This window comes from Micromonospora sediminicola (genome assembly GCF_900089585.1).
In the GTDB taxonomy this organism is placed as follows: Bacteria; Actinomycetota; Actinomycetes; order Mycobacteriales; family Micromonosporaceae; genus Micromonospora; species Micromonospora sediminicola.
Window position 1 is genome coordinate 2429709 of the sequence record NZ_FLRH01000003.1, and the last position, 24742, is coordinate 2454450.

Below are 24742 nucleotides of genomic sequence, written 5' to 3' on the forward strand. Positions count from 1 at the left end.
GCTCAGCCGGCCAGCTCGTGCCGGGCGTCCCACACCCGTGCGGAGACGTGCGCGATGAGCCGGCAGGCGTCGTCCTCGACCTGCTCGCCGTCCGCGCCGCCGTCGGCCAGGTCGGTGGTCGTGCACACCACCACGGTGTACGGCGGCGCGTCGTCCGGGAAGACCACGCCGGCGCCGTGGCGGACACCGCGTACCCAACCGTTCTTGTGTGCGATGCGGGTGCCGTCGGGCAGGCCGGCGGCCAGGTCCTCGCGGTGTTCCTGGGCGACGAGCACGTCGAGCATGGCGGCGCAGCCGGCCGGCGAGGCCAGCGGGCCGGGCCGGGTCGTGCCCAGCGCCAGCTCGCCGAGGAGGGCGGCCAGGTCGGCGGCGGTGACCAGGTTGTCGATGCCGGCGTCGCGGGCCGCGAAGTCCTCGATGCCGCGGCCGGTGACGCTGTGCCGCGCGCCGGCCAGCGCCCACGCCTGCGCGACGGCGGGCAGGCCGACCTGGCCGATGCAGATGTTGGTGGCCAGGTTGCTGGAGCGGACGATCATGCGTTCGGCGAGCCAGCGCAGCGGGGCGGCGCCGCCGACGCGCTCCCAGACAGCCTCGTCGTTGTCGTAGTCGCGGGCGTTGGTGAAGCGGGGCGCGCCGGGCAGCGCGGAGTCGAAGGAGTTGCGCACCGGCAGCGGCGCGTCCAGGTCGAGCCGGCCGGCTTCGGCGGCGCGGTGCAGCGCCACCAGGACGGCGACCTTCATGGTGCTCGCCGCGTAGTGGGTGGTGTCGGCCCGCCGGGTCCAGGTGGGCCGCGCGCCGGGGCGGCCCACGTACGCGGAGACGGTGCCGGGCACCTTGTCCAGGTGCGCGTCGAGGTCCTCCCAGATCATGGGGTGACCGTAGCGGATCTTCGGCGGTCGCGGGGCAGCGGCACGGCCGGGTCCGGGGCTAGCGTGCGGACATGACGACCGCCCTGTACGACGACATCGCGGACTGGTACGAGGAGTACGCCACCGTCGGGTCCGCTGCCTACATGGACCGGGTCCGATCGGTGCTGGCGGAGCTGTTGGGCACCGGCCCCGGGCGGTGCCTGGACCTGTGCTGCGGCACTGGGGCGCACGTGGCCGAGCTGCACCGGCTCGGCTGGTCGCCGGTGGGGGTGGACCTGTCGACCGGGCAACTGCGGCACGCCCGCTCCCGGCTGCCGGTGGCCGGTGCCGACGCCACCGCCCTGCCGCTGGCCGACGGTGCCCTGCCGGCCGTGGTCTGCGTGCTCGCGCACACCGACATGCCGGACTACCCGGCCGCGATCGCGGAAGCGGCCCGGGTGCTGGCCCCGGGCGGCCGGCTGGTGCACATCGGGGTGCATCCGTGCTTCGTGGGCGCCTTCGCGGACCGGTCCGAGCCGGAGCGGATCGTGATCGACGGCGGCTACGCCACCCGGGAGCGCACGACCCGGTCCTGGAACGCGAGCGGGGTACGGGCCCGGGTGGGCGCCTGGCACCTGCCCCTGGCCGACCTGCTCACCGCCGTCGCCGCCGCCGGCCTGGTGCTCGACCGGGTGGTGGAGTCCGGCTCCGGCCCGATCCCCGACGTCCTGGCCCTGCGCGCCACCAGACCCCACTGACGGCCACCCGCCGCCGGTGCCCACACCCGTCCCGCTGCCCGGCTCCCCGCTGTCTCCGCGACTGCCTCCCGCTCCGCCACGGCCCTTCCTGCCCCGTCCTTTCGTTCCCCGGCCACGGGGTTCGGCTCCGTCCTGCCAGCTCCCGCCCGTCGTGCCATTCACCCGTCGAACAGTCGCAACGGCGCGGTGACCGGGGCCAGGAACCGGCCGCCGACCCCGGCGTTTCGCCGCGGAACGCGTCCCCGCCTCCCGCACCCCATCGCGACCCCCTTCCGTTCAGTCCCGCCCCGCCCCGCCCCGCCCCGCCCCTCGCCTCACCGGTTCGTCCCCTCCCACAATTCGAGAGCCCATACCACACATTGAGAAGCGCGGAGATCTTGGAAGGAAAACGCCCCTATGGCGGCCATTTCGTACCAAGATCTCGCCCCTACCCCGTCGATCATGAGGTTGGCGGCAGAGTTGATCTCTAAAATCGCCGCCAACTTCATGATCGACGGGGTGACGGGGAAAGGGGGAGCCCGGTCCGCCGGGGTGGCGGGCCGGGCTCCGGGTGGGGCGTGGGGCGGGTGGGTCAGCCGGCGTGCTTGCGGCGGGCGGCCATCCGGCCCCGCTGCGTCTGGTCCAGGATCACCTTGCGGATGCGCACCGAGGTCGGGGTGACCTCGACGCACTCGTCCTCGCGGCAGAACTCCAGGGCCTGCTCCAACGACAGCTTGCGCGGCGGGATCAGCTTCTCGGTCTCGTCGGAGGTCGAGGCCCGCATGTTGGTGAGCTTCTTCTCCTTGGTGATGTTGACGTCCATGTCGTCGGAGCGGGAGTTCTCCCCGACGATCATGCCCTCGTACACCTCGGTGGTCGGCTCGACGAAGAGCTGGCCGCGCTCCTGCAGGTTGATCATGGCGAACGAGGTGACCGCGCCGGCGCGGTCGGCCACCAGTGAGCCGTTGTTGCGGGTGCGCAGCTCGCCGAACCACGGCTCGTAGGACTCGAAGACGTGGTGCAGGATGCCGGTGCCCCGGGTGTCGGTGAGGAACTCGGTGCGGAAGCCGATCAGGCCGCGCGCCGGGACCAGCCACTCCATCCGGATCCAGCCGGTGCCGTGGTTGACCAGCTGCTCCATCCGGCCCTTGCGGGTGGCGAGGAGCTGGGTGATCGCGCCCAGGTATTCCTCCGGCGCGTCGATGGTGAGCCGCTCGACCGGCTCGCAGGTCTTGCCGTCGATCTCCTTGGTGACGACCTGCGGCTTGCCGACGGTCAGCTCGTAGGACTCGCGGCGCATCTGCTCGACCAGGATGGCCAGCGCCAGCTCACCACGGCCCTGCACCTCCCAGGCGTCCGGCCGCTCGGTGGGCAGCACCCGCAGCGAGACGTTGCCGATCAGCTCCTTGTCGAGCCGGTCCTTGACCATCCGGGCGGTGACCTTGGAGCCCTTGACCCGGCCGACCAGCGGCGAGGTGTTGGTGCCGATGGTCATCGAGATGGCCGGCTCGTCGACGGTGATCAGCGGCAGCGGGATCGGGTTCTCGGCGTCGGCCAGCGTCTCCCCGATCATGATCTCGGGGATGCCGGCGACGGCGATGATGTCGCCCGGTCCGGCCGACTCGGCCGGCTTGCGCTCCAGGCCCTCGGTCATCAGCAGCTCGGAGATGCGGACCCGCTGGGTGCTGCCGTCGGTGCGGCACCAGGCAACGGTCTGGCCCTTGCTGATCGTGCCCTGGCGGACCCGGCACAGCGCGAGCCGGCCCAGGAACGGCGACGCGTCGAGGTTGGTGACGTGCGCCTGGAGCGGCGCGTCCTCCTCGTACGCCGGCGCCGGGATGGTGTCCAGCAGGGTGCGGAACAGCGGCTCCAGGTTGCTGCTGTCGTCCGGCACGGCGCCGTCGGCCGGCTGGGTGAGCGAGGCGATGCCGTCGCGGGCGCAGGCGTAGACGATCGGGAAGTCGATCTGCTCCTCGTCGGCGTCCAGGTCGAGGAAGAGCTCGTAGGTGTCGTCCACGACCTCCTTGATCCGGGCGTCGGGGCGGTCCACCTTGTTGATCACCAGGATGATCGGCAGCCGGGCGCGCAGCGCCTTGCGGAGCACGAACCGGGTCTGCGGCAGCGGGCCCTCGCTGGCGTCCACCAGCAGCACCACGCCGTCGACCATGGTCAGGCCGCGCTCGACCTCACCACCGAAGTCGGCGTGACCGGGGGTGTCGATGATGTTGATGGTGACCGGGTCGCCGTCCGCCGGCAGGTACCGCACGCCGGTGTTCTTGGCGAGGATGGTGATGCCCTTCTCCCGCTCGAGGTCCATCGAGTCCATGACCCGCTCGGTGTCCTCACCACGGGCGCCGTAGGCGCCGGCCTGCCGCAACATGGCGTCGACCAGGGTCGTCTTGCCGTGGTCGACGTGGGCGATGATGGCGACGTTGCGGAGGTCGGTGCGTAGCTGCATACCCTCCATACTCCTGTCTGCGGTTGCCGGGGCACGCCTCGGGGTCACCCCGAGATCGCCCGGATCTGTGGCGAAAGTGCTGTGCCGACCGTTCCAGCGACTGGCATGCTGGCTCCCGTGCGGGGTGCCGGATGCCTGACCTGCTGAACTGGCTGCAGGAGCTGCCGCCCCTGCTGATCTACCTGGCTGCCGCGACGATCGTCGCGGGTGAGACCGCGGTGATCTTCGGGCTGCTGGTGCCGGGCGAGGCGACCCTGCTGCTGGTCGGCTTCCTAGCGTACGCGGGGACGCTACGGCTCGTCCCCACGCTGCTGGCCATGGTGGCCGCCGCCGTGATGGGAGACACACTCGCGTGGCGGGCCGGGCGGCGGTACGGGCCGCGACTGCGCGCCTCCGGGCTCGGCGCCCGGATCGGTGCGCACCGCTGGCGACGCGCCGACGAGTTGCTGGAGCGCCTGGGCGGGCGGGGCGTGTTCGCCGCCCGCTGGGTGGCGTTCGCCCGCACGTTGGCGCCCCGGCTGGCCGGCGCGGCCGGGCTGCCGTACCGGCGGTTCGCGCCGTGGAACCTGGCCGGGGTGGTGAGCTGGGTCGGCGCCTCGGTGCTGGCCGGCTACCTGGCCGGCGAGTCGTACGAGCGGGTGTCGCAGCTGCTGGGCCGGGCCACCGGGGCGGTGCTGGTGCTGCTGGTCTGCCTGCTCGGCGTGGTGCTGGCCGGCCGGTGGCTCGGGCGCAACCCGGACCCGGTCCGGGCATTGGCGGCCCGGGCCGGTGCGTTGCCGCCGCTGCGCTGGCTGCGGGACCGCTACGGGGTGCTGTTCTTCCTGGTCGGCATGCGCGTCGGCCCGGTCTGGACGCTGCTGATCAACCTGGTGCTGGGGCTGGCGCTGCTGTTCGGCGCCGGGTTGGCCGTGGCCGCCCTGCTGGAGGCGGTGGTCCGGCACAGCGGGCTGGGCGTGCTCGACGGGCTGGTCGCGGACTGGTTCGCCGCCCGGCGTACCCCGGGGGTGGTCGACGCCGCGCTGGGCGCGGTGTCGGTGCTGCGCGGCTGGGTCCTCATCACGGCGGTCGCCCTGGTGGCGGTGGTGGTGACCGGCCGGCGGCGGTCCTGGCGCGCGGACCCGCTGGGGGTGGTGGGGACGGTCGGCGCGGCCGTGCCGTTGGTGCTGCTGGTGGTGGTGGCGGACCTGACCGGTCCGGGCGGGCCGGACGACGTCCGGGACCTGTTCCCCACCCAGAACGCGGTGGTCACCGCGAGCTTCGGCACGCTGGCGTGGCTGCTGTCGCGGGGGGCCCGTTGGCCGGTCGGGGTGGCGGTCTGGACCGCCGCGTCGGCGGGCGTGGTCGCGGTCACCGGCGCCCGGCTCTACCTGGGCTGGAGCACGGCCAGCGGCACGGCGTCCGCGGTGCTGCTGGGCGCCGCGTGGACCACCGTGTTCGTGGTCGCCTGGACGACCCGGGACCGCGCGGCGGACGGCGACGGCGGGTCGGCGCCCGGGGACGCCGCCCCGGCCCGGCCGGCCGTGGGGGAGGGCCCGCCGCGGCCCCGGGAGCGGCGGCCGGCGTCGCGGGTACCCCGCAGGCCCGTCGATCCCTGCTAGGGTGCGCCGGACGGGGACCACGGGGAGGTTCGATGCGGCGAGGAGTCAGCCGGTGGGCTGCGGCTGCGGTGGCGGCGCTGGTGGCGGCCGGTCTGGTGACCGGCTGCGGCGGCGAGGAGCAACCGGTCCGGGAGGTGGCCGCGGAGCTGCCCACGGTGGCCCCGGTCGAGGCGCCGGAGGAGGCGCCCGCCGACGCGCCGAGCGAGGAGCCGCCGGCGGTCGAGGCGATGGGCGGGCGGCCCAGCCCGTCGGCGTCGGCGAAGCCCCGGCCGAAGCCGTCCCGCACGTCCACCAAGCCGCTGGCGAAGCCGAAGCCGCCGACCGAGACCCAGGTGCCGCCGGCCCCGCCGAAGCCGGCGCCCGCCGGCTGCAAGCCCAGCCACCGGGGCACCAAGGCGACGCAGAGCCAGGTGAAGGCGGCGCTGGCCGACGCCGCGGCCCGGACCTACTGGCCCACCTCGGCGCCGGACATCCGCATCCCGTCGGTCCTGATGAAGGCCACCGCCTGGCAGGAGAGCGGCTGGCAGTCCACCATCGTCGCCTGTGACGGCGGCGTCGGGCTGATGCAGGTCATGCCGGCCACGGCGGAGTGGATGAACCAGCGCTTCGGCCAGTCGTACGACATCGACGACTACCGGGACAACGCCTACCTCGGCGGCACCTACCTGGCCTGGCTGACCAAGTACATCGGCGACATGTACTTCGAGTCCGACTACCGGCTGGACGCCTCGCTGTGCACCGCCGAGTTGAACTCGTGCCTGCTCAACGCCGTGATCGCGGCGTACAACTACGGGCACGGCGCGGTCGCCCGGGAGGGGCAGCCACTGGCCATCCCCAACCCGCAGTACGTCTACAACGTGCGCGAGCTGATGACCAGCTGCGAGTGCCTGGCGTTCTGAGGCCTGTCGGGCGTCCGGGGGCCGGCGTGACGCCGGCCCCCGGACGTCGGGTCAGTCCCGCGCGGTGACCGGTTCGACCGGCGCGCCGGGCGCCTCGGCCGGCGCGTCCGCTTCCCGGGTGATCCGACCGGGCCACCAGAACCGGTCGCCGAGCAGGAACGCCAGCGCCGGCACCAGCACGGTGCGGACCAGCAGGGTGTCCAGCAGCACGCCGATGCAGACGATGATCCCGATCTGGGTGAGCGTGATCAGCGGGAGCACGCCCAGCACCGCGAAGACCGCGGCGAGCAGCACACCGGCGCTGGTGATGACACCGCCGGTGACGCGCAGCGCGGAGAGCATCCCGTCCCGGGTGCCGACCCGGCGGGCGTCCTCCCGGGCCCGGGTGACCAGGAAGATGTTGTAGTCCACGCCGAGGGCGACCAGGAACACGAACGCCAGCAGCAGCACGCCGGAGTCCAGCGCCGGGAAGTCCAGCACGTGGTCGAAGAGCAGCCAGGCCGCGCCGAGGCTGGCGAAGAACGACGCGATCACGGTCAGCACCAGCAGCAGCGGGGCCAGCAGGCCGCGCAGCAGCAGCACCAGCACGGCACCGACCAGCAGCAGGATGATCGGCAGGATCAGCCGGAGGTCGCGGGTGTTGGCCTCGTTCGAGTCGTACGTGGCCGCGACCGTGCCGCCGACCAGCGCGCCGTCGGGGGCGTCCGCGCCGGCCACGGTCGGCGGCGCCGAGTTCGGCACGGCGGCGACCGCGTCCCGCAGCGCCACGACCGCGCGGTCGGAGGCGGCGGTGCCCGGCTCGGCGGTCAGCACCACGTCGACCTGGGCGACCCGATCTCCGGCCAGGCCCGGGCGGACCGACGCGACGCCGTCCACCGCGTCGGCGGCGGCGACGACCGCCGCGGCGGCCTGCGGGTTGGTGAGCACGGCAACCGGCTGGGTGCTGCCGGCGGGGAAGGCCCGGGCGAGGGTCTCCGCGCCGGCGACCGCCTCGGGCTTCTCGCGGAACTGCTCGGTCTCGGACAGGCCGGTGCGGATACCGAGGCCGCCGAGCGCGAGGCCGGCCAGGAGCAGGGTGGCCAGCACCGCGACCGGCAACGGCCGGCGGACGACCAGCGCGCCGAGGCGGCCCCAGAGCCGGCCCTCGCGGGCGGCGCCGCCGACCCGGGGAACGAACGGCCAGAACAGGCCACGGCCGAAGAGCACCAGCGCGGCCGGCAGCACGAACAGGGCGGAGAGCATGGCGAACACGACGCCGATGGCGCAGGCCACCGCGAGCGCCCGGTTTGTCTCCTGCTCCGACAGCAGCAACGTCAGCACTCCGAGCACGACGGTGCCGCCGCTGGCCAGGATCGGCTCGGCGGTGCGGCGCAGGGCGGAGCGCATCGCGGTGAAGCGGTTCTCGTCCCGGCGCAGCTCCTCGCGGTAGCGCGCGATGAGCAGCAGGGCGTAGTCGGTGGCGGCGCCGAAGACCAGCACGCTGGCGATGCCGGTGACCTGGCCGCTGGGCAGGTAGATGCCGAGCGCGGGCACGACGGTCTCCACCGTGCGCAGGGTGAGCTGCTCGGCGGCGGCCACGACCAGCAGGGGCACGAGCCACAGGAACGGGCTGCGGTAGGTGACCAGCAGCAGCAGCGCCACGACGGCGGCGGTGACCAGCAGCAGGGTGGTGTCGGCGCCCTGGAACACCTTGCTCAGGTCGGCGGTGAACGCTGGCCCGCCGGTGACCTCGACGGTCAGGTCGGCGGGCAGGTCTCCGACCGCGTCGCGCACCTTGACCACCTCGTCGACCACGGCCTGCTGATCGCCGGCGGTGGACAGCGGCACGACGACCAGCGCGACGGTGCCGTCGGGGGAGACCTGCGCGGGGGCGACCCGGCCGCCGGCGGCGAGCGCGCCGAGCTTCGCCGCCGCGCCGTCGAGCGCGCTGCGGTCGGCGGCGCTGAGCGGGGCGCGGTCGTCGCGGCTGACCACCACCAGGGCGGGCTGGGTGTCGCGGGAGGGCAGCTGCTCCTGGAGCCGCTCGACCTGCGTCGACTGCCACTCGACGGACAGGCCGGTGGCGGAGACGGGTTGGGGATTGTCCGGCTTGGGTAGGCCGAAGACGACCGCGCCGACGACGAGTGCGGCGACCACGGTGAGCCAGGCGGCCAACCGGCCCCGGGCGACGCGGGTGAACAGTGACATCGGTGCCCTCACAGGTTTCTTTGCGGGGGTGATTCTTGCCGGGAGAGTATCTTGATGAGCGAGATTATCCGGGGAGGGCCTATGCTGCAACCGGACCGGAGCGGGCAGGGGGGTGGCGGCGAGCGGTGACGGGGCACGGCATGTACCGGCGGCGGGACGACCCGCGGGGGCGGATGGTCGCGGAGATCACCAACGACCTGCGTCGCTACTCGTTCGACGCGCAGCACGTCGGGCACGCGTTCGCCGGCCTGCACGGGCTCAACGCCACCGACCTGCAGGCCCTCATCGCGGTGATGGAGGCCGAGCTGGTGGGCGAGCCGATCACCCCGGGCCGGCTCGGTGAGGTGCTCAATCTCTCCTCCGGGTCGGTGACCGCGCTGGTCGACCGGCTGGAGCGCGCGGGCCACATCCGGCGCGACCGGGACACCGTCGACCGCCGCAAGGTCCTGCTGCACTACGCCGACCGGGGCGCCACCCTGGCGCAGAGCTTCTTCGGGCCGCTCGGCCGCCGCACCGACGAGGTGATGGCCCGGTTCACCGACGACGAGCTGGCCGTCGTGCACCGGTTCATGGCCGAGATGATGCGGTCCATGCGGGCGCACCGCGACGAGGTGCGCGCCGCCCGCGGCGAGCCCCGCCGCGCCGCCGCCCCCGACCCCGCCGGCGACCACTGACCGTGCGACCGGTCACCCGGCTCGTCGCGGCGGCACTGCGGTTGCCCGCCGCCCGCACCGGCCGGGTCGCCGTCACCCGGAACCTCCCGGTCCGGGTCCGCGACGGCACCTGCCTGCGCACCGACCACTACGCGCCGGATCTCGCCGGCGCCCCGTGCGTGCTGATCCGCACCCCGTACGGCCGGGGTGGGCCGGTCCGGTTGCTCGGGCGCCTGATCGCCGAACGGGGCTTCCACGTGGTGATCCAGTCCTGCCGCGGCACGGACGGCTCCGGTGGCGAGTTCGCCCCGCTGGTGCACGAGCGTGACGACGGCCTGGACACCCTCGACTGGTTGCGCCGCCAGCCCTGGTGGACCGGCGCGTTCGGCATGTTCGGCGCCAGCTACCAGGGGTTCGTGCAGTGGGCGGTGGCCGCCGAGGCGGGCGACGAGCTGCGCGCGATGGTCGCCGTGGTGACCGCCTCGGCCACCCGCGACTCGACGTACGCGGGTGAGTCCTTCACGCTCGACACGGTGCTCACCTGGGCGGAGCTGCTCGAGGCGCAGACCGTGCCCTGGCTGGCCCGGCAGTGGGAGCTCAAACGCGGCCAACCCCGACTGGCCCGCGCGTTGTCCCACCTCCCGCTGGCCGAGGCGGACCGGGTCGCCACCGGCGTGACCGTGCCGTTCTTCCAGGAGTGGCTGCGTCACCACACCCCGGACGCCGACTACTGGCGCACCCGCGTCTTCGGCGACCGGATCACCGACGTGCGCGCGCCGGTGACCATGGTCAGCGGCTGGCAGGACATCTTCCTTCCGGCGCAGCTCGACGACTGGGCCCGGCTGCGGGCCGCCGGCGCCCGGCCCCGGCTCACCGTCGGTCCCTGGACCCACGGCAGCCCGGGGCTGCTCGTGGCGGCCCTGCGGGAGGGCCTGGACTGGCTCGACACGCACCTGGCCGGCCGGGCCCGGCCGGAGCGCGCACCGGTGCGGGTGCACGTGGGCGGCGACGGCGGCGGGTGGCGGGACCTGCCCGACTGGCCGCCGCCGGCGACCCCGACCCGCTGGCATCTGCGGTCGGGCGGCCGGCTGGACCGCACGCCGCCGGACGCCGAGGCGCCGGACCGGATCTGGTACGACCCGGCGGATCCGACCCCGTCGCTGGGCGGACCGCTGCTGGTGGCCCAGCGGGCGGGCGCGGTGGACAACCGGCCGGTGGAGTCGCGGCCGGACGTGCTCACCTACACCACCGAGCCGTTGCCGGCCGCCGTCGAGGTGGTCGGGCCGGTACACGCCGAGATCCACCTGCGTAGCGAACTGTCGTACCTGGACGTGTTCGTGCGACTGTGCGACGTGGACCGGCGCGGGCGGTCCTGGAACGTCTGCGACGGGCTGGCCCGGGTCGAGCCGGGCCGGTTCCCCCGGGACGCCTCCGGCGCGGTCCGGGTTCCGGTCACGCTCTGGCCGACCGCGCACCGGTTCGCGTCCGGGCACCGGTTGCGCCTCCAGGTCTCCGGCGGCGCCCACCCGCGATACGCCCGCAACCCCGGCACCGGGGAGCCGCTCGGCACCGCCGTGACTCTTCGTGCTGGATGGCGCGACGTGCTGCACGATGGTGAACATCCCTCGGGGTTGGACCTGCCGCTGACGCCGGCACCGTCCACAGCGGCCCGATAGTTCCAAATACCGCCTCTGAACTGGGCGTTTTCCCCGAACCGTGGTTAAGCTCGGAGCAGGTGCCCGGTGCCGTGCAACTCATCGGCGGGGCGCGACCGCGGATCGCAGGCCATCACGTGCTGTGATCGTCATGCCCTGCCGGCCATCGATCGGAAGGGGATCCACCATGACCTCGGCTCCGGCGAACCTGCTGGCGGTCCGCAACCTGTTGCTCACCTACCTCAACGTCGACAAGAACGCCGTACGGGATCAGGACCTGGAGCCGGCCGAGGTCGGCATCGTCGGCGACGCGAACCACCGGGGCGGCTACCACTGCGGCTCCGACCGGGTGGTCGTCAACGACTACTCGGTGGTGGAGTCCACCCGGGACCGGTCCGGGCTGACCCTCTACGCGTCCGCGCTGGACGTCGGCACGTTCTCGGTCCGCTCCGGCGGCGCCACCCACACCCTGCGCACCTTCTCCACCTGGATGGCGGCGCAGTGCGCGGCGAACGCGGCCGACACCCGGGACATCCGGGAGATCATCTACTCCCCGGACGGCCGGACCGTGCGGCGTTGGGACCGGCTCGGCAAGCGCACCAGTGGCGACAGCAGCCACCTCTTCCACACCCACTTCAGCTTCTTCCGCGACTCCACCAAGGCGGGCCGGGACCAGACCCCGCTGTTCCGCCGCTATCTCACCGCGATCGGGCTGATCGCCCCTGTGAAACCGGAGGACGACATGGAACAGACCGACAAGCTCGTCGGCAACACCGGCTACCCGAACCGCACGGTCGGCGACGTGCTGGCCGACGTGGAGAACCTGCGCAACTGGCTGATCTCACCGGTCAACACGACCGGCCTGGTCAGCCCGCCGATGGCCAACTCGCCGTTGCAGCAGATGCTGGCGATGGCGCGGGCCTGGCCGGCGCTCGTCGCGCAGGTCAACGAGTTGTCGGGCAAGGACTTCACCGACGAGCAGCAGATCGTCAGCGGGGTCCTCGCCGGCCTCCCGCCGGAGAAGATCGCCGAGGCGATCCCCCCGCAGATCGCCCGGGACGTCGCCGACGAGTTGTCCCGGCGGCTGACCGCCTGACCGTCCGGTGCCGCGGCGACCGCGTCGACGCGGTCGCCGCGGCGTCCGAACCAATCCGCAACAGGTATTGCGCAACACCTCTTGCGAATGTCAGGGTGGGTGGCATGACAGAGCCCACCGTCCGGCAGGTCACCGACTCGCGAGTGCTCGCGGCGCTCGCCCACCCCCTGCGTCGCCGGCTGATGGACGTGCTCAAGGTGCACGGTCCGTGCACCGTCGGCCTGCTCGCCGAGCACACCGACCAGGCGCCCGCGAACGTCAGCCACCACCTCCGGGTCCTGGCCGCCGCCGACCTGTTGGTGGAGGCGCCGGAGCTGGCCCGGGACCGTCGCGAGCGGTGGTGGCGGCTGCGGGACCGGGGGGTGCGCTGGTCCACCACGGACTTCGACGGCGACCCCGCCGACCGGGCGGTGGCCGACGCGGCCGGCTCGCTGAACCTGGAGCGGCACGCGGAGCTGGTGCGGGCCTGGCACGCGGCCTCCGACGAGACCCGCGCCGCCTGGGGCGAAGGGCCGTTCAGCACCGACAAGTGGCTGCGGCTGACCCCGGACGAGCTGGCCCAGCTCAGCCAGGAGGTGATCGCGCTCTTCGCCCGGTGGGCCGACCGGCCCGTGCCCGAGGACGGGCAGCGCCGCGAGCCGGTCTTCCTGTTCTCCTACGGCGTCCCGGCCCGGCCGTGAGCGCCCCGGCCCGACCGTCCGCGCCGGCCGTCGACAGCCCGCGCGGCGGGCTGTTCCGGCACCGCGACTTCCGGCTGCTCTGGACCGGGCACACGGTCAGTGCGGTGGGCAGCAACATGACCACGGTGGCGCTGCCGTTGGTCGCCGTGGCGGTGCTCGACGCCACCACGTTCCAGGTGGCGGTGCTCACCGCCGCCGCCTGGCTGCCCTGGCTGCTCGCCGGCCTGCCGGTCGGGGCCTGGGTCGACCGGGTCCGCCGCCGTCCCGTGATGATCGGCGCCGACCTGGCCGCCGCGGCGCTGTTCCTCAGCGTCCCGGTCGCGGCGCCGCTCGGCCTGCTGACCGTCTGGCAGTTGCTGGTCGTGGCGCTCGGCGCCGGCCTGGCCCGGGTCTTCTTCGAGACCGCCGACCAGGTCTACCTGTCCACGCTGCTTCCGCCCGAGCAGGTGCCCGAGGCGAACTCGCGGCTGCACGCCACCCACACCGCGAGCTACCTGGTCGGCCCGGGGTTGGCCGGCCTGATCGCCCAACTCGCCGGCGCGGTCGTCGCGGTGGCGCTGGACGCGGTGAGCTTCCTGTTCTCCGCGCTGTGCCTGCACCGGATCCGGGCGGTCGAGCCCCGACCGCGACGCCCCGCCGGGGCGTCGTCGTTGCGTCAGGAGGTCGCCGCCGGGCTGCGCTTCGTCACCCGCGACCCCTACCTGCGGGTGCTGACGGTGTTCGGGGCGGCCAGCAACATCGGGCTGACCGGCTACCAGGCCGTGCTGGTGGTCTTCCTGGTCCGCTCGGCGCACCTGCCGGCCGGCCTGGTCGGCGTGCTGATCGGTGTGGCCAGCCTCGGCGGCATCGTCGGCGCGGCGTCCGCCGCCCGGCTGGCCCGCCGGCTCGGCACCGCCCGCGCGCTGCTGGTCGCCGGCGCCCTCACCGGCCCGCCCGCGCTGCTGATCCCGCTGGCCGGGCCCGGCGCGCGGGTGACCTGGCTGGTGCTCGGCGGGATGCTGGTGAGCCTCGGCGTCGCGGTCGGCAACGTGGTCAAGGGCAGCTTCCGGCAGACCTACACGCCGCACCGGCTGCTCGGCCGGGTGACCGTGAGCATGCACCTGCTGAACTACGGCACCATCCCGCTCGCCGCGGTGGTGGCCGGCGCGCTGGGCGCCGCCTGGGGGCCGGACGGCGCGATCCGGGTGATGACCGCCTGGCTGGCGCTCACCCCGCTGATCCTGCTGGTCGGCCCGCTGCGCCGGCGACGGGACCTGCCGGCCGCGCCGGCCTGAGGAGTGCGCCGGCCGGAGGAATGTCCTGGCCGGCTGTGCCGGGCCCGAAGAATGCACTGTGGCGGCGGTCGGTGCTCCGACCGCCGCCACCGGCACGTCGCTACATCGGACGGACGTTGTCCGCCTGCGGGCCCTTCTGGCCCTGGGTCACCTCGAACTCGACCTTCTGGCCCTCGTTCAGCTCGCGGTAGCCACTGCTCTGGATGGCCGAGTAGTGGACGAACACGTCCGGGCCTCCGCCGTCCTGCTCGATGAAGCCGAAGCCCTTTTCCGAGTTGAACCACTTGACCGTGCCGGTTGCCATGCGTCTCTCCCTGTTCAATGCGGGTGAGCACCGGCCCCTCGGCCGATGATCGCCCTGTACCACCCTGACAGTAACCGGCCGAACCGGGATCCGCTGGCGGAAGTGCCGGCGTGGCACGTGAATACCTGCGAGCCGGAAATGCCCCCGGTACCGATCGGGGCACGGCATGCTTGCCCCGATGAGCACAATCACGGCACTGGCCGACCTGGAACAGGAGATCGCGGCGCCCGGCGCGGGCCCGGACCGCCTGCGGCTGGTCGGCACGCCGTTCGTGCCCGAGGTGCGACTGCACCTGGCCGAGGACGCCATCCTGTGGTGGGCGCGGATGGAGGCCGCGGCCGGGCGGTCGCTGCCGCCGCCGTACTGGGCCTCGGTGTGGGCCGGTGGGCAGGCGCTCGCCCGGCACCTGCTCGACCACCCCGACCTCGTCGCCGGCCGCCGGGTGCTCGACCTGGCCGCCGGGTCGGGACTGGTCGCCATCGCCGCCGCGCTCGCCGGCGCCGACCGGGTGGTCGCCAACGACGTCGACCCGTACGCGGTGGCGGCCGTCACGGTCAACGCCCGGGCCAACCAGGTCCGGGTGACCGCCGACGGCGAGGACCTGCTCGACGGTGTCGCGGGCGTCGACCTGGTGGTGGCCGGTGACGCCCTCTACGACGCCGGGTTGGCCGCCCGGGTGCTGCCGTACCTGCGCCGGTGCGCCGAGCGCGGCGTCGAGGTGCTGGTCGGCGACCCGGACCGCGGGCACCTGCCGCCGGACGGCCTGGACCTGGTGGCCAGCTATCCGGTGCCGACCACCGAACCCTCGGTCGACTCCCCGGTACGCCGGGTGCAGGTGCTCCGCCCCCGCTGACCCTGAGGGGCCCCCGGGTCCGGCCTCCGGGTCGGGTGGGGGGTCACGCCCGATGTGCCGGGCGGTCGGTGACGCATAGCGTGCTCGTCATGACGGACCTGCTCGCCCAACTCGGGGAGTTGCCCACCACGCTGCTGATGGGGCTCCTCGGCGTGGTGATGCTCGCCGACGCCGTACCCCTGGTCGGGGTGCTGGTGCCCGGGGACGCCGCGGTCCTCGCGGCGGTCGGCGCGGGCCGGCCGGCGGGCGGGGCGGTGACCGTCGCGGCCGTGGTGGCGGGCTGCGTGGCCGGCTGGTCGTTGAGCTTCCTCGCCGGGCGGCGCTGGGGCGTGCGGTTGCGGCACGGCCGGCTGGGGCGCTGGATCGGCGAGTCCCGGTGGGCCGCCGCCGAGGCGCTGCTGCACCGCGGCGGCGGACGGATCGTGCTGGTGGCGCCGTTCCTGCCGGTGTTCAACGCGCTGCTGCCGCTGGCCGCCGGCGGGCTCCGGATGCCGTACCGGAGGTTCGTGACCTGCGCGGCGCTCGGCGCCACGCTCTGGGCCGGGCTCTACGTGGCGCTCGGGCTGGCCGCGCGGACGCTGACCGTGCTGCTGCCCGGCGCGCCCGACCCGACGGTGCTCACCATGGCCGTCGGGCTGCTGCTGGCCGGGCCGGTGCTGCTCGGCGCCCGGCGCCGGCTGCGCGCGGTGACCGGCGCACCGGGCCGGGTCCGGCCGCCACGGGGGAGGCCGGACCCGGCGCGCTCACCAGCCGCGGGCCCGCCACTGCGGCAGCGCCGCCCGCTCCGCGCCGATCGTGCTGTCCTTGCCGTGTCCCGGATAGAACCAGGTCTCGTCCGGCAACCGGTCGAAGAGCTTGGCCTCGACGTCGTCGACGAGCTGGCCGAACCGCTCCGGGTCCTGGTCGGTGTTGCCGACCCCGCCCGGGAACAGCGAGTCGCCGGTGAACAGGTGCGGGGTGCCGGCCGGGTCGCGGTAGAGCAGCGCGATCGACCCCGGCGTGTGCCCGCGCAGGTGGATGACCTCCAGCGCGCAGTCGCCGACTTCGACGGTGTCGCCCTCGCGCAGCGGCTCGGCGTCGATCGGCAGGCCCTCGGCGTCGTCGGCGTGCACCAGCGCGCGGGCGCCGGTCTTGGCGACCACCTCCTCCAGCGCCACCCAGTGGTCCATGTGCCGGTGGGTGGTCACCACCGCGGCCAGGCCGCCGTCGCCCACCAGTTCCAGCAGGCGGGGCGCCTCGTTCGCGGCGTCGATCAGCACCTGGTCGCCGGTGGCGTGGCAGCGCAGCAGGTAGGCGTTGTTGTCCATCGGGCCCACCGACAGCTTGCTGACGGTGAGCCGGTCGAGCTCGCGCACGGCCGGCGGGCCGCCGGGGGTGACGTCTCCGGTGTAGGTCATGACGGCGTTCAGATCCATTCCGGTGGGTTCGGCAGGGGACCGTCGGGGACGACGGTGAGCAGCTCGCCCGCGCCCCGGCCGGTCAGCCAGGCGGCGAGTTCCGGCGCGGGGCCGGTGACCGTGGGCGCCCCCTCGGGGTCACCCACGACGAGTTCGTGTGCGGCGCCGTCGACGCGCAGCACCATGGCCGGCGCGGCCGGGTTGCCGGCCAGCCCGGTCGTCACCTCGTGCAGCAGGCGCTGGGCGAAGGCCTCCGGCCAGTCCGCCGGGCGGTAGCCGGTCGCCAGGTCGACGTGGTGCACCTCGACCTCGCGCAGCCGGCCCCAGACCAGCAGCGCCGCCGGCCACGGACCGCGCCGGGCCTGCACCATGGCGCCCCACGCCTCGGCCGGCATCTGCGCCACCGCCGCGTCGAACCGCTGGCCGCTGCGGCGCAGGTCGTCCAGCAGGTCGGCCGGGCCCCGGCCGGCCCCCGCCTCGATGTCGGCGTTACGCGCCTCGACCGAGGCGTACATCGGGATCGGTTCGCCGGTGCGCGCGGCCGTGAGCAGGTTGACGAACCCGTCGGCGTTGCGGGCCAGGTGGGTGAGCACGTGCGCGCGGGTCCAGCCCGGCAGGAGCGAGGGCGCCGCGACGTCCGCGGCGGTCAGGCCGGCGACGGTACGCAGCAGCCGGTCGTTCGCCTCGGCCAGGTCACCGGTCAACAGCAGGGGGTCACTGGTCATCTCGTTCTCACGGTTCGACAGTAGCGGGCGGGACCCGGCCGCGCCGCCGGGGAAATCGCTTTCGGCGCGTCGGCGCGGCCCCTACCGTCGGGTCGAACGACAGCGGCTCGCGGCGGGAACGCGCCGGGCCGACGTCGTGCCGGACGCGGGCGCCGGGAGTCGGAGCGGAGGTGGTGAGCATGCCGGTCGAAGCACGCGTGTTCCGCCGTGAACCCCCTCGACACCGATGAGGACACCATGAACCTGGACCTGACCGCCCTCGGCTGGGACGCCGACTGGGCGACCCACCTCGATCGACGCGCCGACCACCGACCCGGGCGGGTGGCCCGGGTGGACCGGGGCGTGTGCACCGTGCTCCGCCCGGAGGGGCCGGTGCGGGCGAGCCTCGGCGGCGGCGTCCTCGCCGCCGCGGCCCGCGACCTGACCGCGTTGCCCTGCGCGGGCGACTGGGTGCTGCTCGCCACCTGGCCGGACGGCCCGGTCACGGTGGAGGCGGTGCTGCCACGACGGACCGCGCTGGTGCGGCGCACCGCCGGCAAGGACGCCAGCGGGCAGGTGCTGGCCGCCAACCTCGACGCCGCCGCGGTGGTCGAGCCGGTGCACCCGACGCCGGACGCCGCGCGGATCGAGCGGCTGCTCTCGCTCGCGCACGAGTCCGGCGCCGAGCCGCTGGTGGTGCTCACCAAGGCGGACCTGGCCGCCGACCCGGCCGCGGTGGCCCGGCAACTGGCCGACCTGGCGCCCGGGGTGCCGGTGCTGGCGGTCAGCGCCGAGCGGGGCGCCGGCCTGGCGCCGCTGCGCCGGCACGTCGCCCCGGGACGCACCCTGGGCCTGCTCGGGCCCTCCGGGGCCGGCAAGTCGAGCCTGGTCAACGCGCTGGCCGGGGCGGACGTGATGCGGACCCAGGCGATCCGCCGGGTGGACGGCAAGGGCCGGCACACCACCACCTGGCGGTCGCTGGTGCCGCTGCCGGGTGGGGGAGCGGTGCTGGACACCCCCGGGGTACGCGCGGTCGGCCTGCTGGACGGCGTGGTCGGCCTGGACCGGGCCTTCGCCGACATCGCCGAGCTGGCCACCGGCTGCCGGTACGCCGACTGCGCGCACGACGCCGAGCCGGCCTGCGCGGTGCGGGACGCGCTGGACAGCGGCGAGCTGCCGGCGCGCCGCTGGGAGAGCTGGCGCCGGTTGCAGCGGGAGGTCGCGTACGAGGGCGGGCGTCGCGCGGCCCGGCTGGCCGCCGAGCGGCGGGGCGGGTGGCGTGGCGGGCGGCGGCGCACCGGGCGTCCGGCGACCCCGCCCGCGCCCGGCGCATTCTGAGTCGGCCCGGACCGGCCGGGCGGGGTTGGCCGCATCCCGCCCGACCGGTCTGAGCTGGGGGAATGTGCGCCCGACGGAAGTTGTCACACCTCGGGGCTAGAGTTGCCGGGGCGTCTTCCCTGCGCCTCGACAACCTGTGAGAACCGCCCAGACCTGACGTCTGGCGGACAGATCCGCCGCACATTCTTCTTCCGGGAGCACACGCACCGTGGCCGACCGTCTGATCATCCGTGGCGCGCGCGAGCACAACCTGCGTGACGTCAGTCTCGACCTGCCCCGGGACGCCCTGATCGTCTTCACCGGGCTGTCCGGTTCGGGCAAGTCCAGCCTGGCGTTCGACACCATCTTCGCCGAGGGGCAGCGCCGCTACGTCGAGTCGCTGTCGTCCTACGCCCGGCAGTTCCTCGGTCAGATGGACAAGCCCGACGTCGACTTCATCGAGGGCCTCAGCCCCGCCGTCTCCATCGACCAGAAGTCGACCTCGCGCAACCCGCGTTCCACCGTCGGCACCATCACCGAGGTCTACGACTACCTCCGCCTGCTCTTCGCCCGCATCGGCGAGCCGCACTGCCCGATCTGCGGCGAGCGGATCTCCAAGCAGAGCCCGCAGCAGATCGTCGACCGGGTTCTGGCGATGGCCGAGGGCACCCGGTTCATGGTGCTCGCGCCGGTGGTGCGCGGCCGCAAGGGCGAATACGTCGACCTCTTCGCCGAGCTGCAGGCCAAGGGCTACGCCCGGGCCCGGGTCGACGGCGTGGTGCACCCGCTGACCGAGCCGCCGAAGCTCAAGAAGCAGGAGAAGCACACCATCGAGGTGGTCATCGACCGGCTCAGCGTCAAGCCGAGCGCCAAGCAGCGGCTGACCGACTCGGTCGAGGCCGCGCTGGGCCTCTCCGGCGGTCTGGTGCTGCTCGACTTCGTCGACCTGCCGGAGGACGACCCGGCCCGCGAGCGCCGCTACTCCGAGCACCTGGCCTGCCCGAACGACCACCCCCTGGCGATCGAGGACCTGGAGCCCCGGGTCTTCTCCTTCAACGCGCCCTACGGCGCGTGCCCGGAGTGCACCGGCCTGGGCACCAAGAAGGAGGTCGACCCCGAGCTGGTCATCCCCGACCCGGAGCGCTCGCTGCGCGAGGGCGCGATCCAGCCCTGGGCCACCGGGCACAACCTGGAATACTTCCTGCGCCTGCTGGAGGCGCTCGGCGAGGCCGAGCACTTCGACATCGACACGCCCTGGCGGGCGCTGCCGTCGCGGGCGCAGAAGACGATCCTGCACGGCTCCGACGACCAGGTGCACGTCCGCTACCGCAACAAGTACGGCCGCGAGCGCTCCTACTACACCGGCTTCGAGGGCGTGGTGCAGTGGATCGAGCGCCGGCACACCGACACCGAGTCGGAATGGTCCCGCGACAAGTACGAGGGCTACATGCGGGACGTGCCCTGCGCCGCGTGCGGCGGCGCCCGGCTCAAGCCGGAGGTGCTCGCGGTCACCCTGGCCGGCAAGAGCATCGCCGAGGTCTGCAACCTCTCCGTCGGCGAGGCGGCCGACCTGCTGGCCGGCATCGAGCTGACCGACCGGCAGAAGATGATCGCCGAGCGGGTCCTCAAGGAGATCAACGCCCGGCTGAAGTTCCTGCTCGACGTCGGCCTCGACTACCTCTCCCTGGACCGCCCCGCGGGCACGCTCTCCGGCGGCGAGGCGCAGCGCATCCGGCTCGCCACCCAGATCGGCTCTGGCCTGGTCGGCGTGCTCTACGTGCTCGACGAGCCGTCCATCGGCCTGCACCAGCGGGACAACCACCGGCTCATCGAGACGCTGTTGCGGCTGCGCGGGCTGGGCAACACGCTGATCGTGGTCGAGCACGACGAGGACACCATCCGGGTCGCCGACTGGATCGTCGACATCGGTCCGGGCGCGGGCGAGCACGGCGGCAAGATCGTGCACAGCGGCTCGGTGCCGGCGTTGCTCGACAACGCCGAGTCGGTCACCGGGGCGTACCTGTCCGGGCGCAAGTCCATCCCGACGCCGGCCACCCGCCGGCCGCAGACGCCCGGCCGGGAGCTGGTGGTGCACGGCGCCCGCGAGCACAACCTGCGCAACCTCACCGTGAGCTTCCCGCTCGGCCAGCTCATCGCGGTCACCGGGGTCAGCGGCTCGGGCAAGTCGACGCTGGTCAACGACATCCTCTACACGGTGCTGGCCAACCAGATCAACGGCGCCCGGCTGGTGCCCGGCCGGCACACCCGGATCACCGGCCTGGAGCACGTGGACAAGGTCGTCGGCGTCGACCAGTCGCCGATCGGGCGCACCCCGCGCTCCAACCCGGCCACCTACACCGGGGTCTGGGACCACGTCCGCAAGCTCTTCGCCGAGACCACCGAGGCCAAGGTCCGGGGATACGGCCCGGGCCGGTTCTCGTTCAACGTCAAGGGCGGGCGCTGCGAGGCGTGCTCCGGCGACGGCACGATCAAGATCGAGATGAACTTCCTGCCCGACGTCTACGTCCCCTGCGAGGTGTGCAAGGGCGCGCGCTACAACCGGGAGACGCTGGAGGTGCACTACAAGGGCCGGACGGTCGCCGAGGTCCTGGACATGCCGATCGAGGAGGCGGCCGAGTTCTTCTCCGCCATCCCGGCCATCCACCGGCACCTGAAGACCCTGGTCGACGTCGGCCTCGGCTACGTCCGCCTCGGCCAGCCCGCGCCGACGCTGTCCGGCGGTGAGGCGCAGCGCGTCAAGCTCGCCTCCGAGCTGCAGAAGCGCTCCACCGGCCGCACCGTCTACGTGCTCGACGAGCCCACCACCGGCCTGCACTTCGAGGACATCCGCAAGCTGCTGATGGTGTTGGAGGGCCTGGTCGACAAGGGCAACACGGTCATCACCATCGAGCACAACCTCGACGTGATCAAGACGGCCGACTGGCTCATCGACATGGGCCCCGAGGGCGGTCACCGGGGTGGCACGGTGCTCGCCACCGGCACCCCGGAGGAGGTCGCCGAGGTTGCGGAGAGCCACACCGGCGAGTTCCTGCGGCCGATCCTCAAGCTGGACGGCGCGGCCAAGGGTGCCAAGGCCGCCACCACCCGGGCGGCCAAGGCCAACGGCGGGGCCAAGACCCGCGCCCGCAAGGTGCCGGCCGGGGCGCGCTGACCCACGGGCATGACGGACGGGGCCGGCGGTCCGGCCCGTCCGTCATCCGCACAGACGCCCGTTTCGTGACGCGGCAGTATGAACCGTGCCGGATCCTGGTGCGTGTTGCACACTGTGGCGCCGGATCATGACCGGTGGCGACAGCCGAGAGAGAGGCCGGATATGAGTGACGACCAGGCGCGGACCGGACCGATCACCCAGACCCGTCGGACCCTGCTCGCGGGTGCCGGAGCCGTCGGAGCGGCCGTGGTGCTCGCGGGATGCGGCGACGACGACGCGACCCCCGGGCAGGCCCCGACCAGCGGTGGGCCGCCCGGCGCCACCGCGACCGGCGACGCGGGCGGCGGCGACCGGGACAGCAGCGCGCCGTTGGCCCGCACCACCGACATCCCGGTGGGCGGCGGCGCGATCTACGCCAGCAAGGGCGTGGTGATCACCCAGCCCGAGGCCGGCCAGTTCAAGGCGTTCGACCCCATCTGCACGCACCAGGGCTGCCCCGTGTCGAACGTCGACGGTGGCACCATCAACTGCACCTGCCACAACAGCCGGTTCTCGATCAGCGACGGCTCGGTCAAGCAGGGCCCCGCCACCAAGCCCCTGGCCGCGAAGGAGATCAAGGTCGAGGGCGACCAGATCACGCTGGCCTGACCGGCATCCCGCCCTCCCCGCCCGCCGCTCGCGGGCGGGGGCGCGGCGGCGGCCGGGTGTCGGGGGTGCGGACTAGGCTTGGGCCGTGGCTGACCCCTCGACCTACCGTCCCGCGACCGGCACCATCCCGGAGTTGCCAGGGGTCTACCGCTTCCGGGACGGCACCGGCCGGGTGATCTACGTCGGCAAGGCGCGCAACCTGCGCAGCCGGCTCAACTCCTACTTCGCCGACCCGGTCAACCTGCACCAGCGCACCCGGCAGATGGTCTTCACCGCCGAGTCGGTGGACTGGATCACCGTCGCCACCGAGGTGGAGGCGCTCCAGCAGGAATACACCTGGATCAAGCAGTACGACCCGCGCTTCAACGTCCGCTACCGCGACGACAAGTCCTACCCCTACCTCGCGGTCACGCTCGACGAGGAATACCCGCGGTTGCAGGTGATGCGTGGCGCCAAGCGCAAGGGGGTGCGCTACTTCGGGCCCTACTCGCACGCCTGGGCCATCCGCGAGACGCTCGACCTGCTGCTGCGCGTGTTCCCGGCGCGGACGTGCTCGTCCGGCGTCTTCAAGCGGGCCGGCCAGGTCGGTCGACCGTGCCTGCTGGGCTACATCGGCAAGTGCTCGGCGCCGTGCGTCGGCAGCGTCAGCGCCGAGCGGCACCGTGAGATCGTCGACGGCTTCTGCGACTTCATGGCCGGCCGCACCGACACCATGGTCCGCCGGCTGGAGCGAGACATGCTCGACGCCAGCGAGCAGCTGGAGTTCGAGCGGGCGGCCCGGTTGCGCGACGACGTCGCCGCGTTGCGCCGGGCCATGGAGAAGCAGACCGTGGTGCTCGGTGACGGCACCGACGCGGACGTGGTCGCCTTCGCCGACGACCCGCTGGAGGCGGCGGTGCAGGTGTTCCACGTCCGCGGCGGTCGGGTGCGGGGCCAGCGCGGCTGGGTGGTGGAGAAGACCGAGGAGCTGACCACCGGTGACCTCGTGCACCACTTCTGCACCCAGGTCTACGGCGGTGAGCAGGGCGAGGCCGATGTCCCGCGCGAGCTGCTCGTCCCCGAGCTGCCGGGGGACGCGGAGGCGCTGGCCGACTGGCTCTCCGCCCGGCGGGGCAGCCGGGTGTCGCTGCGGGTGCCGCAGCGGGGCGACAAGCGGTCGCTGCTGGAGACGGTGGAGCGCAACGCCAAGGACGCGCTCGCCCGGCACAAGCTCAAGCGGGCCGGTGACCTGACCACCCGCAGCCAGGCCCTCGACGAGATCGCCGACGCGCTCGCCATGCGCACCTCACCGCTGCGGATCGAGTGCTTCGACGTCTCCCAGATCCAGGGCACCGACGTGGTCGCCAGCATGGTCGTGTTCGAGGACGGGCTGCCCCGCAAGAGCGAATACCGCCGGTTCATCGTGCGCGGCGCCACCGACGACCTCTCCGCCATGTCCGAGGTGCTGCGTCGGCGGTTCGCCCGCTACCTGGACGCCCGGGCCGAGACCGGGGAGCTGGGCGAGGAGACCGCCGCCGACCCCGACCGGCCCGGCATCGACCCGACCACCGGGCGGCCGCGCAGGTTCGCGTACCCGCCGCAGCTCGTGGTGGTCGACGGCGGCCCGCCCCAGGTGGCCGCCGCCGCGCAGGCGCTCGCCGAGCTGGGCATCGACGACGTGGCACTGTGCGGGCTGGCCAAGCGGCTGGAGGAGGTCTGGCTCCCCGACGACGAGTTCCCGGTCATCCTGCCCCGCACGTCCGAGGCGCTCTACCTGCTGCAACGGGTACGCGACGAGGCGCACCGCTTCGCCATCACGTTCCACCGCCAGCGCCGCTCCAAGCGGATGACCGAGTCGGCGCTGGACAACGTCCCCGGCCTCGGCGAGGTCCGGCGCAAGGCGCTCCTGCGGCACTTCGGCTCGTTGAAGCGGCTGTCCGCCGCCACGGTCGAGGAGATCACCGAGGTGCCGGGGGTCGGCCGGCGGACGGCCGAGGCGATCCTGGCCGCGCTCGACGGCTCCGACGCCGCCACCCCGGCCGGGTGACGTAGACGGGAGCGCCACCGGCCGCACGAGGACACCGGCGCGGCGCGTTCCGCGCTGCCTGGCGACGAGGTACGGCGGATGGCGCGCGGGCAGGCATCGGTAGCGGCGTGGTCGTGGTGGGCGTGGTTGTCGTGGGACCCGGCGTTGGGGTCGGTTGGTCGGCTTTCCCTTTGGTTGCCGGGCGTGTCGGCCTGACCACGAGGCATGCGCTGACACGGATATACCTCAGAGGCATA

Annotated in this window: 19 protein-coding genes and 1 pseudogene; 14 read left to right on the forward strand and 6 right to left on the reverse strand. The window is 73.8% G+C overall.

The annotated features are described in order from the left end of the window. Window positions 1-2 precede the first annotated feature (2 nt). Window positions 3-869, reverse strand: coding sequence for a serine hydrolase (locus GA0070622_RS12000; RefSeq protein ID WP_091573380.1), 867 nt, complete (start codon window positions 867-869; stop codon window positions 3-5). A 71-nt stretch (window positions 870-940) separates the two neighbouring features. Here GA0070622_RS12000 and GA0070622_RS12005 point away from each other — a divergent pair, with 71 nt between their 5' ends. Continuing rightward, window positions 941-1606: a class I SAM-dependent methyltransferase gene (locus GA0070622_RS12005; protein WP_091573381.1), complete on the forward strand. Its 666-nt coding sequence runs from the start codon at window positions 941-943 to the stop codon at window positions 1604-1606. A 571-nt stretch (window positions 1607-2177) separates the two neighbouring features. Here the strand turns inward: GA0070622_RS12005 and typA are convergent. Next, entirely contained in the window at window positions 2178-4043 is a 1866-nt protein-coding gene (gene typA, locus GA0070622_RS12010; RefSeq protein ID WP_091573382.1) for a translational GTPase TypA, read from the reverse strand. Window positions 4044-4174: 131 nt separating this feature from the next. Between typA and GA0070622_RS12015 the strand changes: the two genes are divergently transcribed. Beyond that, entirely contained in the window at window positions 4175-5641 is a 1467-nt protein-coding gene (locus GA0070622_RS12015; protein WP_091573383.1) for a DedA family protein, read from the forward strand. Between the two features lie 32 nt (window positions 5642-5673). Beyond that, complete coding sequence (locus GA0070622_RS12020) at window positions 5674-6540, forward strand: lytic transglycosylase domain-containing protein (RefSeq protein ID WP_091573384.1); 867 nt, start codon at window positions 5674-5676, stop codon at window positions 6538-6540. A gap of 51 nt (window positions 6541-6591) precedes the next feature. Here the strand turns inward: GA0070622_RS12020 and GA0070622_RS12025 are convergent, their stop codons facing one another. After that, window positions 6592-8727 carry an MMPL family transporter gene (locus GA0070622_RS12025; protein ID WP_091573385.1) on the reverse strand — a complete coding sequence of 712 codons (2136 nt, stop codon included), beginning with the start codon at window positions 8725-8727 and terminating at the stop codon, window positions 6592-6594. Window positions 8728-8867: 140 nt separating this feature from the next. Here GA0070622_RS12025 and GA0070622_RS12030 point away from each other — a divergent pair, with 140 nt between their 5' ends. The 5 genes from GA0070622_RS12030 to GA0070622_RS12050 all read left to right on the forward strand — a co-directional run bounded on the left by GA0070622_RS12030 (window position 8868) and on the right by GA0070622_RS12050 (window position 14085). Then, window positions 8868-9401, forward strand: a complete 534-nt coding sequence (locus GA0070622_RS12030; protein ID WP_091573386.1) for a MarR family winged helix-turn-helix transcriptional regulator — start codon at window positions 8868-8870, stop codon at window positions 9399-9401. A gap of 2 nt (window positions 9402-9403) precedes the next feature. Next, the gene (locus GA0070622_RS12035; RefSeq protein WP_091573387.1) at window positions 9404-11056 is read left to right on the forward strand and encodes a CocE/NonD family hydrolase; all 1653 of its coding nucleotides are present in this window, start codon (window positions 9404-9406) and stop codon (window positions 11054-11056) included. 166 nt (window positions 11057-11222) lie between these two features. Further along, entirely contained in the window at window positions 11223-12131 is a 909-nt protein-coding gene (locus tag GA0070622_RS12040; protein ID WP_091573388.1) for a hypothetical protein, read from the forward strand. Window positions 12132-12235: 104 nt separating this feature from the next. Further along, window positions 12236-12811: an ArsR/SmtB family transcription factor gene (locus tag GA0070622_RS12045; protein WP_091573389.1), complete on the forward strand. Its 576-nt coding sequence runs from the start codon at window positions 12236-12238 to the stop codon at window positions 12809-12811. Beyond that, complete coding sequence (locus tag GA0070622_RS12050; protein WP_091573390.1) at window positions 12808-14085, forward strand: MFS transporter; 1278 nt, start codon at window positions 12808-12810, stop codon at window positions 14083-14085. The genes GA0070622_RS12045 and GA0070622_RS12050 overlap by 4 nt, the downstream gene beginning before the upstream one ends. A gap of 100 nt (window positions 14086-14185) precedes the next feature. Here GA0070622_RS12050 and GA0070622_RS12055 read toward each other — a convergent pair whose 3' ends face one another. Next, a complete protein-coding gene (locus tag GA0070622_RS12055; RefSeq protein ID WP_013287480.1) occupies window positions 14186-14389 on the reverse strand; it encodes a cold-shock protein in 204 nt (67 codons plus the stop codon). Window positions 14390-14567: 178 nt separating this feature from the next. On the opposite strand from GA0070622_RS12055, the gene GA0070622_RS12060 reads away from it, so the two are divergent. Both GA0070622_RS12060 and GA0070622_RS12065 read left to right on the forward strand, forming a co-directional pair. Next, the gene (locus GA0070622_RS12060; protein WP_091573391.1) at window positions 14568-15242 is read left to right on the forward strand and encodes a class I SAM-dependent methyltransferase; all 675 of its coding nucleotides are present in this window, start codon (window positions 14568-14570) and stop codon (window positions 15240-15242) included. Between the two features lie 89 nt (window positions 15243-15331). Further along, a pseudogene (locus GA0070622_RS12065) lies at window positions 15332-16003 on the forward strand (DedA family protein); the annotation flags it as partial. Here the strand turns inward: GA0070622_RS12065 and GA0070622_RS12070 are convergent. Continuing rightward, window positions 15986-16639, reverse strand: a complete 654-nt coding sequence (locus GA0070622_RS12070) for an MBL fold metallo-hydrolase (protein WP_091577223.1) — start codon at window positions 16637-16639, stop codon at window positions 15986-15988. The pseudogene GA0070622_RS12065 and the gene GA0070622_RS12070 sit on opposite strands and share 18 nt — an antisense overlap. An 8-nt stretch (window positions 16640-16647) precedes the next feature. Further along, window positions 16648-17364, reverse strand: coding sequence for a maleylpyruvate isomerase family mycothiol-dependent enzyme (locus GA0070622_RS12075; RefSeq protein WP_091573392.1), 717 nt, complete (start codon window positions 17362-17364; stop codon window positions 16648-16650). A gap of 237 nt (window positions 17365-17601) precedes the next feature. On the opposite strand from GA0070622_RS12075, the gene rsgA reads away from it, so the two are divergent. The 4 genes from rsgA to uvrC all read left to right on the forward strand — a co-directional run bounded on the left by rsgA (window position 17602) and on the right by uvrC (window position 24506). Continuing rightward, window positions 17602-18681 (forward strand): ribosome small subunit-dependent GTPase A, encoded by a 1080-nt coding sequence (gene rsgA, locus GA0070622_RS12080; protein WP_091577226.1) that lies wholly within the window; start codon window positions 17602-17604, stop codon window positions 18679-18681. A gap of 208 nt (window positions 18682-18889) precedes the next feature. Next, window positions 18890-21832 (forward strand): excinuclease ABC subunit UvrA, encoded by a 2943-nt coding sequence (uvrA, locus tag GA0070622_RS12085; RefSeq protein ID WP_091573393.1) that lies wholly within the window; start codon window positions 18890-18892, stop codon window positions 21830-21832. Window positions 21833-21994: 162 nt separating this feature from the next. Further along, window positions 21995-22480, forward strand: coding sequence for a Rieske (2Fe-2S) protein (locus GA0070622_RS12090; RefSeq protein ID WP_091573394.1), 486 nt, complete (start codon window positions 21995-21997; stop codon window positions 22478-22480). Window positions 22481-22565: 85 nt separating this feature from the next. Continuing rightward, the gene (gene uvrC, locus GA0070622_RS12095) at window positions 22566-24506 is read left to right on the forward strand and encodes an excinuclease ABC subunit UvrC (protein WP_091573395.1); all 1941 of its coding nucleotides are present in this window, start codon (window positions 22566-22568) and stop codon (window positions 24504-24506) included. Window positions 24507-24742: the final 236 nt, after the last annotated feature.

Bases quoted from the DNA above. Each gene is read 5' to 3' on its own strand.
- GA0070622_RS12000 (WP_091573380.1), bottom strand. From the start codon at position 869: ATGATCTGGGAGGACCTCGACGCGCACCTGGACAAGGTGCCCGGCACC.
- GA0070622_RS12005 (WP_091573381.1), top strand. From the start codon at position 941: ATGACGACCGCCCTGTACGACGACATCGCGGACTGGTACGAGGAGTAC.
- typA (WP_091573382.1), bottom strand. From the start codon at position 4,043: ATGCAGCTACGCACCGACCTCCGCAACGTCGCCATCATCGCCCACGTC.
- GA0070622_RS12015 (WP_091573383.1), top strand. From the start codon at position 4,175: ATGCCTGACCTGCTGAACTGGCTGCAGGAGCTGCCGCCCCTGCTGATC.
- GA0070622_RS12020 (WP_091573384.1), top strand. From the start codon at position 5,674: ATGCGGCGAGGAGTCAGCCGGTGGGCTGCGGCTGCGGTGGCGGCGCTG.
- GA0070622_RS12025 (WP_091573385.1), bottom strand. From the start codon at position 8,727: ATGTCACTGTTCACCCGCGTCGCCCGGGGCCGGTTGGCCGCCTGGCTC.
- GA0070622_RS12030 (WP_091573386.1), top strand. From the start codon at position 8,868: ATGTACCGGCGGCGGGACGACCCGCGGGGGCGGATGGTCGCGGAGATC.
- GA0070622_RS12040 (WP_091573388.1), top strand. From the start codon at position 11,223: ATGACCTCGGCTCCGGCGAACCTGCTGGCGGTCCGCAACCTGTTGCTC.
- GA0070622_RS12045 (WP_091573389.1), top strand. From the start codon at position 12,236: ATGACAGAGCCCACCGTCCGGCAGGTCACCGACTCGCGAGTGCTCGCG.
- GA0070622_RS12055 (WP_013287480.1), bottom strand. From the start codon at position 14,389: ATGGCAACCGGCACGGTCAAGTGGTTCAACTCGGAAAAGGGCTTCGGC.
- GA0070622_RS12060 (WP_091573391.1), top strand. From the start codon at position 14,568: ATGAGCACAATCACGGCACTGGCCGACCTGGAACAGGAGATCGCGGCG.
- GA0070622_RS12070 (WP_091577223.1), bottom strand. From the start codon at position 16,639: ATGACCTACACCGGAGACGTCACCCCCGGCGGCCCGCCGGCCGTGCGC.
- GA0070622_RS12075 (WP_091573392.1), bottom strand. From the start codon at position 17,364: ATGACCAGTGACCCCCTGCTGTTGACCGGTGACCTGGCCGAGGCGAAC.
- rsgA (WP_091577226.1), top strand. From the start codon at position 17,602: ATGAACCTGGACCTGACCGCCCTCGGCTGGGACGCCGACTGGGCGACC.
- GA0070622_RS12090 (WP_091573394.1), top strand. From the start codon at position 21,995: ATGAGTGACGACCAGGCGCGGACCGGACCGATCACCCAGACCCGTCGG.